The sequence below is a fragment of the Bifidobacterium sp. ESL0784 genome, assembly GCF_029433295.1.
GTDB lineage: Bacteria > Actinomycetota > Actinomycetes > Actinomycetales > Bifidobacteriaceae > Bifidobacterium.
Window position 1 is genome coordinate 78794 of record NZ_JAQTHV010000003.1, and the last position, 15722, is coordinate 94515.

Annotated in this window: 13 protein-coding genes; 1 reads left to right on the forward strand and 12 read right to left on the reverse strand. The window is 55.5% G+C overall.

Features of this window, described 5'->3' with window-relative positions:
- Positions 1 to 3: 3 nt before the first annotated feature.
- Entirely contained in the window at positions 4 to 1812 is a 1809-nt protein-coding gene (recN, locus tag PT279_RS04930; RefSeq protein ID WP_277166096.1) for a DNA repair protein RecN, read from the reverse strand.
- Between the two features lie 6 nt (positions 1813 to 1818).
- The gene (locus tag PT279_RS04935) at positions 1819 to 2793 is read right to left on the reverse strand and encodes an NAD kinase (protein ID WP_277166098.1); all 975 of its coding nucleotides are present in this window, start codon (positions 2791 to 2793) and stop codon (positions 1819 to 1821) included.
- Positions 2794 to 3127: 334 nt separating this feature from the next.
- Here PT279_RS04935 and PT279_RS04940 point away from each other — a divergent pair, with 334 nt between their 5' ends.
- On the forward strand, positions 3128 to 3817 hold the full coding sequence (locus PT279_RS04940) for a hypothetical protein (protein WP_277166100.1): 690 nt from the start codon (positions 3128 to 3130) through the stop codon (positions 3815 to 3817).
- On the opposite strand, the gene PT279_RS04945 is transcribed toward PT279_RS04940, so the two are convergent.
- The 10 genes from PT279_RS04945 to argF all read right to left on the reverse strand — a co-directional run bounded on the left by PT279_RS04945 (position 3799) and on the right by argF (position 15526).
- A complete protein-coding gene (locus tag PT279_RS04945; RefSeq protein ID WP_277166102.1) occupies positions 3799 to 4533 on the reverse strand; it encodes a TlyA family RNA methyltransferase in 735 nt (244 codons plus the stop codon). The two genes, PT279_RS04940 and PT279_RS04945, sit on opposite strands and share 19 nt — an antisense overlap.
- Before the next feature lie 20 nt (positions 4534 to 4553).
- The gene (locus tag PT279_RS04950) at positions 4554 to 4754 is read right to left on the reverse strand and encodes a hypothetical protein (protein WP_277166104.1); all 201 of its coding nucleotides are present in this window, start codon (positions 4752 to 4754) and stop codon (positions 4554 to 4556) included.
- 9 nt (positions 4755 to 4763) lie between these two features.
- Positions 4764 to 5801, reverse strand: coding sequence for an HAD-IIA family hydrolase (locus tag PT279_RS04955; RefSeq protein ID WP_277166107.1), 1038 nt, complete (start codon positions 5799 to 5801; stop codon positions 4764 to 4766).
- Positions 5801 to 8032, reverse strand: coding sequence for a helicase (locus tag PT279_RS04960; protein ID WP_277166109.1), 2232 nt, complete (start codon positions 8030 to 8032; stop codon positions 5801 to 5803). Before PT279_RS04960 ends, PT279_RS04955 begins: the two co-directional genes overlap by 1 nt.
- A 109-nt stretch (positions 8033 to 8141) precedes the next feature.
- Positions 8142 to 9464, reverse strand: a complete 1323-nt coding sequence (gene tyrS / locus PT279_RS04965; RefSeq protein WP_277166111.1) for a tyrosine--tRNA ligase — start codon at positions 9462 to 9464, stop codon at positions 8142 to 8144.
- Positions 9465 to 9669: 205 nt separating this feature from the next.
- Entirely contained in the window at positions 9670 to 10419 is a 750-nt protein-coding gene (locus PT279_RS04970; RefSeq protein ID WP_277166113.1) for a GDSL-type esterase/lipase family protein, read from the reverse strand.
- A gap of 75 nt (positions 10420 to 10494) precedes the next feature.
- The gene (gene argH, locus PT279_RS04975; RefSeq protein ID WP_277166115.1) at positions 10495 to 11982 is read right to left on the reverse strand and encodes an argininosuccinate lyase; all 1488 of its coding nucleotides are present in this window, start codon (positions 11980 to 11982) and stop codon (positions 10495 to 10497) included.
- 436 nt (positions 11983 to 12418) lie between these two features.
- Positions 12419 to 13657, reverse strand: a complete 1239-nt coding sequence (locus tag PT279_RS04980) for an argininosuccinate synthase (RefSeq protein ID WP_277141636.1) — start codon at positions 13655 to 13657, stop codon at positions 12419 to 12421.
- A gap of 298 nt (positions 13658 to 13955) precedes the next feature.
- Positions 13956 to 14564 carry an arginine repressor gene (gene argR / locus PT279_RS04985; RefSeq protein WP_277166117.1) on the reverse strand — a complete coding sequence of 203 codons (609 nt, stop codon included), beginning with the start codon at positions 14562 to 14564 and terminating at the stop codon, positions 13956 to 13958.
- Positions 14561 to 15526 (reverse strand): ornithine carbamoyltransferase, encoded by a 966-nt coding sequence (gene argF, locus PT279_RS04990; protein WP_277166119.1) that lies wholly within the window; start codon positions 15524 to 15526, stop codon positions 14561 to 14563. The genes argR and argF overlap by 4 nt, the downstream gene beginning before the upstream one ends.
- Positions 15527 to 15722 lie beyond the last annotated feature (196 nt).

Here is a 15722-nt window from a genome sequence, read left to right on the forward strand (position 1 = left end):
CCTTTATAGCTTGCTGGAAGCGAGAAGCTCTTTGGCATGGCTGAGCGACGTGGCGGATTCGCTGCCGGAGAGCATTCGGGCGATTTCGTGGATGCGGGCATCACCGGTGACCTCGTTGACCGTTGTCTCGATTGGTGCTTTCGAGCCGGCGCCGTTGGAGTTGCCTTTGCTCACCACAAATTGAGTGTCCGCCCACGAGGCGACCTGTGCCAAATGCGTGACCACGATGACCTGCGAGGTCTGGGAGAGCTTGGCCAGACGCTTGCCAAGCTCGACCGCTGCCTTCCCGCCTACTCCGGCATCGACCTCATCGAAGATGAACGTCATATCGCTGGAACCGGAAGTCCGCTTTTCGGCCACGGACAGCTCCAATGCCAACATGAGTCGACTCAGTTCGCCGCCGGAAGCGCTTTTGCCCATCGGCAGTTGCGGCGAGCCGGGGAACGGCGTGAATAGAAATTCGATGTCATCGATACCGTTGATGTCCAGAGGCCAAGTGGCAGAAGCCTGCTGTTTTTCGGAGTTCTGTGCGGACGGTTTGCCTTTCGGTCCGGATTTACGTCGCACAACACGAATCTCCAGCCCTGCTCCGGCCATGGCCAAAGCCGAAAGTTCCTTGGAAACCGTATCCGCCAGAACGGTGGCTGCGAATGTCCTCTTCCTGCTCAGCACCTCCGCAGCCTTCAAGGCATCATCGAAAGCCTGCCTGCGCTGTGTTTTGAGCTCTTCCACTTTCTCGGGAGACGCATCCAAATCCTCAACCTCAAACGCTGCCTTGTCGCGCCAATCAATCACATCCTCGAGTGTCGGCCCCCAACGTCGGGTCAGCTCGTCAAGTTCATGAATGCGGGAGTTGATGGCGTCCAATCCTTCAGCATCCTCGTCGGCATCCATTTCGTTGGAAAGCGAGAAAATGATATCGGAAAGGTCGGCATTCAACGATTCCAGACGATCTGCCACTCCCACGAAAGAACCGCCGACATGAATCGTGCGCAACGCCTGGATGGCATGGGTGATGGCATCAGAGGCACCTAGCGCGTCGCTGTCCGAATCCACCGACGAGGCGTCCAACGCCGAAAGCGCAGAGTTGACACCCTGTGCGATTTCGGCGGCATTCTCAACGCGCGAACGCTTTTCCTTGAGTTCTTCATCCTCGCCAGGTTTGGGATCGACTTTGTTGATCTGTTCGATGGATTCCCGCAGATAATCGGCACGTTGCCGGGCAGAGGCCTCCTGATTGGTGAGGTTGCGAAGTCGTTCATCAACCGCCTGGAACTTTTCCCAAGCGGCACGATAAGACTCCCTCTCTGCCTTGTCATCAGCGGCCATGTCCAGGAATTCCCGTTGACGTGCGGGTGAGGCAAGCCGCAGCTGGTCGGCCTGTCCATGAATGGTCACCAGTTCAGCCGCGACATTGCCCAGCACGTTTCTGGGAACGCTATGGCCGCAAAGCACGGCCCGGGAACGTCCGGAGGCCGGAACCGTACGAGAAAGAAAAAGCTCGCGCCGCCCGATTTCGTCGGGATCCGGGTCGGTACCCTTACCGTCGGCATCGAGTACACCGGCATCCTGGGCGAGACCGGCCGCCTTGCCGTTTTCATCGACATCGAAAATACCTTGCGTCCAAGCCGAACCCGCCCCAGCGGCAACCCGTCCAACGTTGGCCGTAGCTCCAGAAATGAGCCGAATCGCACTGAGCAGCATGGATTTGCCGGCACCGGTTTCACCAGTGATGGCAGTCATCCCCTTGCCCGGCATCAATACTGCAGAGCGAATGGGCCCGAGATTGCGCACTTCCAGTTCTTCAAGCATAGGATTTCACCTTTCCGATGAACCTTTTCGGGCGATATTTTGCTGATCCGCACGGGCTTTGTCTTCGTTGGCAATGATGTTCTCGCGCTTGCGTTCCTCAAGCCGCGAACGCTGACGAAGGCTTACGCTGGGAAGGTTGAATTTGGTGACCAGACGATTGGTGAATGGCACTCCCGAAAGACTTGCGAGTTTGACGGTCAGCGGAGAAAGCTGCACAGTGGTCCGCGTCCCGTAGCCAAGTCTCATCTTCCTCCTGCCGTCACAGCAGATCCATCCTTCGGTCAGCGAATCGTCAATCACGTCGACAGTGAAACGTGAATGTTCTCCGATGACCATCGGGCGCGTGAACAAAGCATGTGCGGCCAACGGAATAAGCTGCAAAGCCTTGACATCCGGCCAGATAATCGGCCCGCCAGCTGAGAAGGCGTATGCAGTGGATCCTGTCGGTGTCGAAATGATCACACCGTCACAGCTGAACGAGCTGGCCTCCACTCCATCGACACCGACGGAAAGCTCGATCATATGGTCCCGATCGGCCTGCTGAATGGTGATATCGTTCAACGCCCAATCACTTATCGTTTTGCTGCCATCGGGAGAAGCCACCGAAACACTGGCCAGATTGCGTTCGTCAATCGAATAATCGCGGTCGGCGACTCGTGCAATGGCCTCGCTTAATTGGAAGCTTTCGAATTCGGCAAGAAAACCGACGTGTCCCAGATTGATGCCGAGAATGGGGACTTCGGTATTATGGACCAGTTCCGCCGCCCCAAGAATCGTGCCGTCACCTCCAAGCACCACGACTATTTCCGTGTCGCTGCTGACGATGGACGAAGGCTCGCCGAATTTCGGCGGGTCGAGGCTGTCGACAATCCTGACCGTAAATCCGGCGTGCTGCAGCTGTTCGACCGCTTCGCGCACGACAAGACTGGTCTCGGCAAGCCGAGCATGTGTGACCACGACCGCATGGCGCTTACCGACCATCGTCCTGCCTCTTTCCTCATGTCAAAATTTCGAAACACAATCGGTTTCTATCCATATCCTAACCGGACAGTGTCTACAAAACGAGCTTACCCCAAGACGAACCATCAATAACGAGTATCAGCAATGTGAAAATCCTGAAACAATCAGCGCGTTCATCGAACTTCAAACGGTCGATTTATATTTGCAGATATTATTCAATATTTTGTAATATCAAGAAATCTTGAATTTTTATTGATTTCCCTTACTCGATTTCATTTTTGCCTTCATTTCCGATAATACAGAAAGCAAAGCGCAAAACCCAACTGTCAGGCTTGCCGGAAAGAAGGCGAAACGAATGAACCTCAATACATTCGGCGGATTCATCAAAGGTGGCAATTACGATATCCTCATCACCCACGGTAACGCCGTACTGCAGGAGAATGCCAAATTCGACACGCTCGTAGTCAAAGGAATCCTGCAGACGTCAACCTGTCAAGGACGTCGAATCGTTATCGACGGAGGAATGCTGAACGCGTCAGGCGAAATCATCGCCGATTCCCTTTCCGGACACGGCAGTGTCTGCGCCCGGCAACGCATCCGTGCACGCAACATCATGTTCATCGGTGAAATGAAGACAAGTACGCAGATCACCGTCAAGGAGACCATTCAAGTCAACGGGGCCACCGATGCCAAATCGTTGATCTCATCGACGGCCAAGCTAATCGGCCATACCGATATCGAAGAATGCACCGAAACAGGCAGACTCGAAACAGTGCCGATACGTACAGCAATGTTCGAACGATTCGGAATGGACGAATATCTCGGCTCCAGCAACATCCAACGCATCGTGGCCACCAATGTGGCGCTGTGCGACACCATCTGCCAGAAAATCGATGCCGGTTACGTGACGCTATCGGGCCATGCTCACGTCGAAAAGGTGATATATGACGGCGATCTGAGACTTGACAAGACTTCCAGCGCGACACTCATCGAGCATCGTTGGGCTGAGGACGAGGATGGAAGGCTTCAGCGCAAAGTGGCATAAAGCAGATATTCCTCATTGCCATGTGTTCCCTCTATCGGTGAAGGGCATGTGGCAACCACCTTGAGCCCGTTGGCTTCGGCACAATCACGAACGGTTTTCAATGCCGCTTCGCGCAGTTTCGGATCTTCCACTACCCCGTTTTTGCCCAGATGCCCCTTGCCAACTTCGAATTGCGGTTTGACCAAGAGCACGATATCCGCTTGTTTTGCGGCGATCCTGGCGATAACCGGAATCACGTAGGTCAATGAAATGAACGACACATCGGAAACGATTAATGAGGGGTTATACGGCAAATCCTCGGATGTGACATCGCGGATGTTGACACCGCTCATTTCAATGATGCGCGAATCATCGGCGATACGCGGGTCAAGCTGACCATGCCCCACATCAAGGGCAATGACCTGATCGGCACCATGGCGTAACAATACGTCGCAAAACCCGCCTGTGGAAGCGCCGATATCCAAGCAGTGCCGCCCCTTCGGCGAAGACAGACCCACATCGCCGAACCACTCAAAAGCGCCGAGAAGCTTGTAGGCTCCCCGCGAGACATAGTCGTCGCCGGTATCAACAGAAACGTTTGCGTCAACCTCCACCTGCATCGAGGGTTTGTCTGCAAACCGTCCATCGACTTGCACTTTGCCGGATCGGATCAGACGCTGCGCCTGGGTGCGGCTGTGAACGAGGCCCAATGAAGCCATAAACGTGTCCAAACGCATGATTCAACGCCCTTCGACAATCATGGCCGTTGCTGGTTCAAATCCTCGTTCAACATTGCCAACACGGCTCGAAATGATTCGATTTTCTGCTCGTCATCCATACTGGCAAGCGCTTCGAGCTGTGGGTAACGATCACGCAGATTCTCCGACGAGGTCGCATTCCGGCTTTCAATATCGTCGACATCGCCAGTTCCGGGGCTCTGTTCATATCGATCGACCATCTTCGTCTCCTAAAGCCTGAAATCAGGAAGCCGCAATGTAGCAGTATCGATGCCCTCACTGTCTGCCAGATTCCACAAAAGGCTGCAGGCTGCACGCAATGCATTGATATCGGCGGAATCACTGACCCGGACTTCGTTGCCGGCAAGTTGAGCCGACGCGGATTCGCATTCCCATTCGGTTTTCGAAACCTGGACCGGCGCCGGCATCGTTTCATGCAAATCGCGTAGGTCACGGGCAATATAGGTCGGACGCAGATGCGAAACAGCCAACATCAGCTGCTTGGGATCCGCAACGCCGGTGAGCACGACGAGGGAATCATAGCCGCCTCGATTGCCCGCCTCGATGTCGGTGTCAAGCCTGTCGCCTATGGCAAGGCACTGGTCCTTGGGCACCAACGTCGCACCGTCATGCGAGGCCAGAAGCCGCGCTTCGTCATACATGGCCGATTCTGGCTTGCCAGCCGAAGCAATTGGCTCAACACCAGTGGCTGTGACTACGGCGTTGATCAAGGAACCGCACCCAGGGGCAATACCTAGCTCACGAGGAAGGGTCAAATCACGGTTAGTTACGAAATACTTTGCACCTCTCTCGATGGCGAAAGCAGCATTGGCAAGCTCATTCCAATCGATCTGCGGATACCAGCCTTGGATGACAGCAACGGGATCGTCTTCGACATGCTCGACGATGACGAGACCCTGCTTGTCAAGTTCCTCTCGAAGATGCCCGGCACCGACCACGTACACTTTGGCACCTTTCGGCACCGCCCGTGCCACCATGCGTGCAGCTACCACGGATGAGGTGATGATTTGCCAGGCATCGACTTCAAGCCCAAAGCCACGCAGCTGATCGGCCACAGTCTGCTGATAACGGGAGGAATTGTTGGTGGTGTATTCCACCGTCATCCCTGCCTGCTGCGCCTTGGTGATGGACTCGCTGGCGTAATCAACCGGATTCTTGCCCCGGTAAACTACCCCATCGAGATCCAACAATGCCAGCCCGTAGGCCTGTTCAATTGGTTTTTCGGTTGCCTTGAGCACTGTTTGCATTACTCCTCTTCGCCAGACTCATCTTTTTCGTCGGCTACTTCCTGTTCGACGGCGGGATCGGAAGAATCCTCGGCACCTTCAGTCGTTTCCTCGGCCGGCAACTCGTTTTCATCGTCGTCGGCATCCCCCTCGGTTTCGGTCTCATCGTCTTCTCCGGCTTCGCCTTGGGCCTCCTCATCGGCTTGCGAATCTGCCGACTCATCCGGTTCGCCGGATTCGTCGACGACTTCCATACCATCGGCGTTCTCCTTGGCCGTCGCCTCAGCGCTTTCCTCGGCTTCCGGGATTTGCGGCTCGAGGGCAGACTGGGACTGATCGTCGGTATCGGCGTCCGTATCCAGTTGTTCGCCTACCTCTTCATCGGATTCGTTCTCCTCATCGGAATCATCTTCATCAGATGCATTGTCTTGAGCATCGTCTGAATTCTCGGAATCCGAATCGCGGTCGTAATCTTCGTCGTCCTCATACGGATCAGGTGCATACTGCGCATCGTCTTCCGTGATACCGAGCTGCTCCATCATGTCATCGGGCAGACGCTCAAGGTCATAATCAATGACGACCTCGTCGGCATCCTCATCGTTCTCGTCCTCATCGGCATACTTGTTTTCAAGCTGCTCAATGACAGTGTCGAGGTCGGCGGCCTCGTCTCCACGTCCGCCCTCTTCGAGGAAGTACTGCTCGGCCTGAAGCGCACGCATGCGGTAGGCACCGGGAAGGCCTTTGGTACCGGCCAGCTTGCTGACCACATCGACGGCCTTGTCCCAAAGACCGAGGTCTCCGAGCGCACCGGCATAGACCAGGAACATCTCAGCCTTCGATTCGCCGGTGAGCTGCTTGGCATCGTCCGACATCGCCATTTCGATGGCACGCTTCGGATTATCCAGGCCGCGTTCGCAGTCGGCAATGAACGGCAGATAGTCGTTGTAACCGTTCATACGGTGAGCGGTACGGAATTCCTTCAACGCGGTCTTGTAATCGCCCTGTCGATAGGAGATGAACGCCAACGTCTCGCGGGAGAAATCGATGCGGGAAGCCTGATGAGCCACCCACTCGGCGTGGTCGCGCGCGGCCTCGGGATCGCTTTCCTCAAGAGAGTATGCAGCGAGGATATGCAGGCCGATGTTCTCGGCGTGCTCTTTGGAGAGTCCCCTCAGACGTTCCTTCTCATCCTTGGAAAGCATCGACCATTCCATGCCCTTGGGCATGCGCGGCTCGCCGGGGCGACGGTCGGTATACGGGTTCTGCGAGGGAAACGAAACCGTGCCATCGGAATTACGGCGTGGGCCGTTGTGCATGTATTCTTCGCGGCCGTCATTGTGAAAACCGCCACGACGATCATCTCGGTGGTTGTTGTAGCTTCTGTATCCGCCACGATCTCCGTCTCTGCGGTCGTCACGACGGAAGTCACGGCGGTCGTTGCTGCGGGAGTTGTAACCGTCCCTGCGGTCATCGTTACGACGGAAGTCGCGTCTGTCACCATCACGGCGATCATTACCGCGGTATCCGCCGCCGCGCCTATCGTCATCATGCCCGCGATAGCCACCGGAACGGTAGCCGCTACGACGGTCATCATTACGATGGAAGTCCCTGCGGTCATCACCCCCGCGGTAACCGCCACGCCGATCATCATCGTGCCGGTATCCGCCTTTGTGGAAGTCGCGGCGGTCGCCGTCCTTGTGGAAATCACGTCTGTCGTCACGGCGGAAGTCCCTGCGGTCTCCGTCTTTATGGAAGTCTCTGCGATCGCTGCCGCCGCGGTATCCACCACGTTCACCACCACGATGGAAATCACGGTGTCCGCCGCCGTTTCCGCGATAGCCGCCACTACGGCGGTCATCGTCATGTCCACGGTAACCACCAGAACGGTACCCGCCACGACGGTCATCGTTGCGATGGAAGTCCCTACGATCGTCGCTTCCGCGGTAACCACCGCGTTCACCGTCACGATGGAAATCACGACGATCACCATCGCCATGCCCGCGGTATCCGCCGCCGCGTTCACCGTCACGACGATCATCACGATGGAAGTCACGGTGTCCGCCGTTGCCGCGGTATCCGCCGCCACGCCTATCGTCATCATGCCCACGGTAGCCACCATGTCCACCCTTGTGGAAACCACCGCCATGATTGTTGCCACGGAATCCGCCGTGACCGCGATAGCCGCCACCTGAACGGGACGAACCGTGACCGTATGAATTGCCGTCGCGGTTGCCGCGCTGTTCTTCTGCCATATGCCTATACCTTTTGCTTGGGTTTGGTCATCCCGTTATTCAAATTGAGCGGAATGATCCTAAATATTTTCTTGTAATAAATTTTAGCCGTTCTTATTAAAGCTTGCTGTCAGCCAAGTTCGACGACGCCAACGGCCTTCTTGCCTCGGCGAATCAGTGCGAAGTGGTCGGCAAGGAAATCGTCACCGGTCAGCTCCTGATCCTGGTCTTCGACACGCACATTGTTGATATAAACGCCACCGGATTTGATAGTCTTGCGTGCCTCGGAAATCGACTTGAACAGGCCTGCGGAAACGGCGGCCTGCGCCACGCGCTCGCCTATGACGGCCTTGGCGAAGACCTTCTCGCCTTCCTCATTCTCAATCTTGAGACCATCAATGGAGGATTCGAGCATGTCGGCACTGATCGATTTCAGATCACCACCACGGCCAAAGAGCGCCGAAGCCGCGTCAATCGCTTCCTGAGTGGTTTTCTCACCGTGTACGAAGCTGGTGACCTCCCAAGCCAACGCCTTCTGAGCCTCACGAGCTCCAGGGTTGACCTCGGCCTCGTGTGCGAGACGCTCAATCTCGGCCTTGGGCAGGAAGGTAAAGGCCTTCAAAAGCTTCAACATCTCGCCATCGGGCTGGTTGTACCAGAACTGATAGAACTTGTATGGGCTCAGCATCGTCGGATCAAGCCACATGGCGTTGCCCTCGGACTTGCCGAACTTCTTGCCTTGGCTGTCGGTGATGATTGGGCTGGTGAACACGTTGACGCTCTCGCCGCGCACCTTGCGAATGAGGTCGAGGCCGCTGGTGAGGTTGCCCCACTGGTCGGAACCGCCGAGTTGAAGGGTGCAGTTGTATTCGTCGTAAAGATGCAGGAAATCATTGCCTTGCAAGACCTGATAGCTGAACTCGGTGAAGGAGATACCTTCCTCGCTCTTAAGCCTCCTGGCCACCGTGTCCTTGGCGAGCATGGTACCCATTCGGAAGTTCTTGCCGACGTCGCGCAGGAAATCGATGACCGACATATTGGCGGTCCAATCGTAATTGGAAACGAAACGGACTGGGTTGTCACCGTCGGTCACCAAGATGGTGCCGATCTGCTTCTGAAGCCTGCGAGCCCAGCCTTCGACGACGTCCTTTGGGTTAAGGGTACGTTCGCCGCTTTGACGCGGATCGCCGATCAGACCGGTGGCACCGCCGACCACCGCGATGGGATGGTGGCCTGCCTCCTGCAGATGGCGCATGTTAATCAGCTGTACGAGATTGCCGATATGCAGCGAAGCCGCAGTGGGGTCGAAACCGCAATAATAGGTGATCGGCCCACCGTTCAACGCTTTGGCGAGCTGATCCCGGTCCGTGGACTGGGAAATCAACCCGCGCCAGTTCAATTCATCGAAGACGGAGTCAAATCCCGCTTCCTTGAAATTGGTGACGTGAGCCATAACCGTATTCCCCTATTCTTTTGTGTCAAAACAACCGGAGCCAAATGACTCCTGAACTGATTTATTTTCGCAGATGACAGCGACACCTCAATATCAAGTTCCGTATCGAATTGAATCTGGATATCAATTTATCCGTTATGACAAAGTAGATGATATTTTATAATTTTTTATCGCCATCCAATGCGCCGATGAACCGGCAATTTTTTTATGCGGCAGCAAGGTCCTGCACAAATGAAGGGCCGAGCTTGGCAACCACACCTTCGACCATATAGCTATAGCCTTTGGCACTGGGGTGGAAATGGTCGGGCGAGAAGAAATCAGGCGCGTCGGCATGCACATTCTCGTGAATCATATCGACGTATGTGGCGTTACGTTCAGCGCAGACTTCCTTGCTCACAGCAGCCTGTTCGTCCATCTCACGTTCAAGAGCCCGCCGCAGAGCCTTGCCCAGCGACGGCTCATGCTGCATCTGGCCAGGACTCAGGACGACGATATGGTCACTCAACGATTTGGCTTCGTCAAGAACGGCAGAAAGGTCGGCACGCCATTCATCAAGCGTTCGGTTGGCCATGATGTCGTTGGACCCGGCACAAATCACAAGAATATCGAACTTCTTGCCGGACTTGAGAACTTCAGGAAGCAGACGGTAGCGAACGCGACGCATGGTAGCTCCAAGTTTGCCGTGGGCTTCCCAGCTGACATCACGCCTGAACTCTTGTGCAAATCCATCTGCCAGATCGGGAATCAAACCTTCCTGCTGATCTTGCGTTCCACAAGCGGCCACCATGGAATCACCCACGGCACATACGGTCAGTGGTTTAGCATTGTTGGACGTTGAACCTTGGAATTTTCGTACCCCAAATGGCTCGCCACCAGGTGCCTCAGCCAAATGAATGGTATGCTTTGCCCACATCGCCTGAATGGTCGCTATCGGAGTTCCGATACCCAATGTCATGCCGTCTCACGCCTCTCTGTACTATCGTGCTTCCAGCATGCCATCGTACTCGAAACGATGTCAAAATATCAAGAATTACCGCAATGTGTCTGGTTTCACATAGGCCGGGCCGTCACTGACGGAATCGGCAAACGTCTTGGCTTTTGCGGCAACCCGCTTGGCTTCGGAGATTTGCTCACGGACACGAACAGGCGCGGTGCCGCCTTTACCGTCACGCTGGTCTACGGAACCTTCGACGGAAAGGACTTTGCGGACTTGTGGAGCGACATCTGCGGGCAGGAAATCCTTGAACACTGTGATGAAATCATCATCGCTCAAGTCCCAGAGCTCGCCGCCGCAACCTTCGGCCAACTGGACGCAGGCTCCGGAAAGTTCGTGGGCATGACGGAACGGAACGCCTTGCTTGACGAGCCATTCGGCGATATCAGTGGCCAAGGCAAAACCGGTGGGCGCCTGGGCCTTGAGCCGATCAAGGTCAAAGACCATCGTGCGCACCATGCCGGCGAATGCGGGCAGCAGCGTTTCAAGCGTGTCGACCTGATCGAACACCGCTTCCTTGTCTTCCTGTAAATCGCGGGCGTAGGCCGTCGGCAAACCTTTGAGCGTTGCCATCAAGCCGGTCATATCACCGATAAGTCGGCCAGACTTGCCACGGGTAAGTTCGGCGATGTCCGGATTCTTCTTCTGCGGCATAATCGAGGAACCGGTGGAATAGGCGTCATCGAGACGAACGAACGCGAATTCCTGCGTGTTCCAGATGATGATTTCCTCGGAGAGCCTGCTCAAATCGACCCCAATCATGGCGGCAATGAACGAGAATTCAGCCACCAAATCGCGGCTTGCGGTACCATCGATGGAATTGGCGGTCACACCCGAGAATCCGAGCTCGTGGGCCACGGCCTCTGGATCGAGACCAAGTGTGTTACCAGCCAACGCTCCGGAACCATACGGGCTTTCGTCCATGCGCTTGTCCCAATCGGAGAGTCTATCGACATCACGCAGCAACGGCCAGACATGGGCCATCAGCTGATGGGCGAGCAAAACCGGCTGGGCATGCTGCATGTGCGTACGCCCTGGCATCACCGCTTCCCCGGCTTTCTCGGCCTGCCCGATAAGCGCATCGACCACTCCAAGCACCAGACTGGCGACCGTACGCGCATGACGACGCAGCCACATGCGGATAAGGCAGGCAATCTGGTCGTTGCGCGAACGTCCGGCACGTAGCTTGCCACCGAGCTCGTCCCCCGCGATCTCAAGCAGTCCACGTTCCAGCGCCGTCGCCTCGTCTTCATCATCTTCGACAGGAGCGAATTCCCCCGAATCCACGAGCTTCTGCAGCTTGTTGAGCGCATCCTCCATGCGCTTCAACTCGTCGTCGCTGAGCAGTCCGGCCTTGCCAAGTGCCCGCGCATGCGCACGTGACCCGGCGATATCGTCATCGGCCAATCGCCAATCGAACTGCGTCGACTTGGAGAGCCGAGCCAACTGCGGCGAAGGCCCAGACTTAAACCGCCCGCCCCACAGCGCCAGATGCTCATTCCCTTTATTATCCTGCTCCGTCATCCTTATTTTCCCTTCATTCTGTAACAAACTAGTCTTTGAGTAAAACTAACTGTGCGGAGGTCTGGGGATATACGTTATTCCGGACGCTCCTTGGCTGTGCCGTTAAGCAGTGAGTCCAGTGGACTCACTGTAGGCACGGTGAGCGCGATGCTAGAGCGTGAAAACAAAATCTTCGATTTTGTCGGCTGTGTCTTACGCCGTAACAACGCATATCCCCAGGCCTCAATCACGAATGTTTATCAATCTTCAAAAATATTCATCATCATAAGTCAAAGGAGGGGGTTGGGATATGCGATGCTCGACCGTAAAGACTTGGCCTGAGCGGCCCGGAGCGTGTCGAGCATTGTATATCCCAACCCCTCCCGCCACAGTAAGTGACTTGAAATATAAGGATTGCTAGGCAGTTCCTACGAGCTGTCTAGCAACTAATAAATAATTATTCGACGGAGTTGTCCGGGACTTCGATGCCGTTGCCGAACTTTACGTCACGAGCGGCGGCGACCTTGTCGGGCAGGCCGTAGATCGAGATGAATCCGTTGGAGGCGTTCTGGTCGTAGGTATCGCCGGAATCGTAGGTGGCGAGCTTGTAGTCATAGAGCGAGGAATCGCTGCGACGGCCGGTGACGACGGCGCGGCCCCCGTGCATGACCATGCGAATCTCGCCGGAAACGTAACGCTGCGTGTCTTCGATGAAGGCGTTGAGCGAACGGACCGCAGGCGAGAACCATTGCGCGTCGTAGACCAGTTCGGCCCAGCGCTTGTCGATGTCACGCTTGATGCGGTGCTGCTCGCGTTCGAGGCAGCAGTTCTCAAGTTCTTCGTGCGCGGCGATAAGTGCCACAGCGCCCGGCGCTTCGTAAAGCTCGCGAGACTTGATGCCGACCAGACGGTCTTCAATCAGGTCGATACGGCCGATGCCCTGGGCTCCGGCGCGGCGGTTCATCTCTTCGATGGCCTGCAGTGGGGTGACGTCCTTGCCATCGATCTTGACCGGCACACCTTGCTTGAATTCGATGACGACTTCATCCTCGACCGGAGGGAACGCCGGATCGTCGGTGTAGGTATAGCAGTCCTTGGTCGGGCCGTTCCAAGGATCTTCGAGGAAGCCGGTTTCGATGGCGCGTCCCCAGACGTTCTGATCGATGGAGTACGGGCTCTTTTCGGTCTGCGTGATCGGCAGCTTGTGGTCCTTGGCGAACTGGATCTCGACGTCACGGGTCAGAGAGAGGTCGCGGATCGGGCTGATAGCCTTCAAATTCGGGTCGATGGAGGCGATGGACACCTCGAAACGCACCTGGTCATTGCCTTTGCCGGTGCAGCCGTGCGAGATGGTGTCGGCACCGAACTGGTGGGCAGCACGAACCAGATGCTTGGAGATCAACGGGCGGGAAATGGCGGAAACCAGCGGATAGACGCCTTCGTACTTGGCGTTGGCTTTGAGCGCCAGCATGCAGTATTCCTTGGCGAACTCCTCGCGTGCATCGACGACATACGCCTCGACAGCGCCGCAGGCCAGCGCACGCTGACGAATGGTTTCGAGGCTTTCGCCGCCCTGACCGACATCCAGGGAGACGGCGACGACATCCTTGCCGGTGCGCTCCTTCAGATACGGAATGGCCACAGAGGTGTCGAGACCTCCGGAATACGCCAGTACAATGCGGTTCTTATCGCTCATATCAACCCTTTCTTCAAATTCTTATACAGTAATATATACATGCTTTTGCATATATATTCAATTCAATAATATAAAATGTCCACGTTTTGGAATGCTGCCGGACCATTCGCCAACATTCACGTAAACGCTGTCTTTCGTATCATTATGTCTGCAATAAACTCGCCGGCAGGAAAAATCATATTTTACAGCTATTTTTGATTAACTCTGCATCAGTACTCAACGCACAAAAAGAATTACATCTCAGCTTCAAGTTGAATCTTCAGCACGATAGAGATGAGAGGACAGCCGTCCACATCAATCAAGCACCAATACGCTGTCCTCGTGAGACGATATCAAGCAGCCATTGAACCCGGCCCACTGCCGCTTCGTCATCGCTGCATACCAGCAGCACCGTGTCGTCACCTGCGACCGTTCCCAAGATTCCGTCGATAGGCTGCTTGTCAATGACACTGGCCATGTATTGTGCCGCTCCGGAAGGGGTGTGCACAATCACCAGATTACGGGCAGCGGCTGCGGAGGTGATCAGTCCGGAAAGGCCGCGGGAAAGCTGCTGGTCGATTTTTTCGGCGGTTGCGTCATCGAATTCAGGCTCGACACCCAGCGTATAGGCCATTTCACCGGTTTTAAGGCGGGTCTTGACCGCCTTCATTTCATCGAGATCGCGACTCAATGTGGCCTGAGTGACCTCGATACCGCGATCGGCAAGCAGTTCGAGCAGCTGCCCCTGTGAGGAGACCACCGAATTGGAGAGAATCTCCTGGATAACGCTCAGGCGGGCCGTCCTGTTTGTCGGATGTTGGAGCTTGGCCTCGTTATTCTGCTCTTTCCCGTTTTTTGAAGTTCCGGCAGAATCGGCCGAATCACGATTGATGTCGGTGGTAATGTCGCTATCCTCAGTATCGTTCATTTCAGCATTTCCTTATCATCTAGAAGCTTTCCCATCAACCAAGTCAGCAAAGCCTTTTGCGCATGCAGCCTGTTTTCGGCCTCGTCCCATACCACCGATTGCGGTCCGTCAATGACGCTCGCCGTGACCTCTTTGCCGCGGTACGCCGGCAGACAATGCTGGAACAGCGCGTCGGGCTTGGCGAGCTTCATCAGCTCGTCATTGACCTGATAGTCCCAGAACGGCTTGGAACGCACAGCGTATTCGTTTTCCTCACCCATCGAGACCCAAGTGTCGGTGAATATACAGTCAGCATCGGCCACCGCTTCGCGCGGATCCGTGGTCACCAAGATCGAACCGCCGGTCTGCGCTGCTATGCGCTCGGCATCCTCGACAATCTGCGGTTCCGGAAGGAAACCCCGCGGACCGGCCACACGCACGTTCATACCTGCGGTAGCACCGCCAAGCAGATAAGAGTTGGCCATATTGTTGGCCGCATCGCCCAAATAGGCGATGCTCTGGCCGGCAAGGGCGTCGACTCCCCCACGATGTTGCGCGATAGTCAGAAAATCGGCGAGAATCTGGCAAGGGTGGAACTGGTCGGTCAAGGCGTTGACGACCGGAACGGTGGCATATTTCGCCATCGTTTCCACCCGATCCTGACCGAACGTGCGCCATACGATGGCGCTGGTCATCCGTGTGAGCACACGTGCCGTATCGGCAACAGGTTCGCCACGACCAAGCTGGGAACCGGACTTGTCAATGACTAATGGATAGCCACCGAGCTCGGCAACACCGACCGAGAAACTGGAACGTGTACGGGTGCTGGGTTTGTCGAAAATCACCGCAACACCCTGTGGGCCGGCGAATGGACGATGATAGTAGCGGTCTTTCCAGAACTTCATACCCAGTTCCAGGATTTCCTTCTGCTCGTCGTGGTTGACGTCATCATCGCGGAGCATGTGCCGAAGTTGACCTGCCATAACCATCTCCTTATTACTGATTTGACTATTAAAATATACCGCATAAAACTGAAAATATTAATATTCTATCCGCATATTGGTATATATGCTACAGAGATTATCTAAATCTAACTATTTTGTCGCATTCCTTTGGAATCGCAGATCCGGTCAAGACGTATAAAGCGATTCCGAACGAAACAAATATCCCGGAAATTCA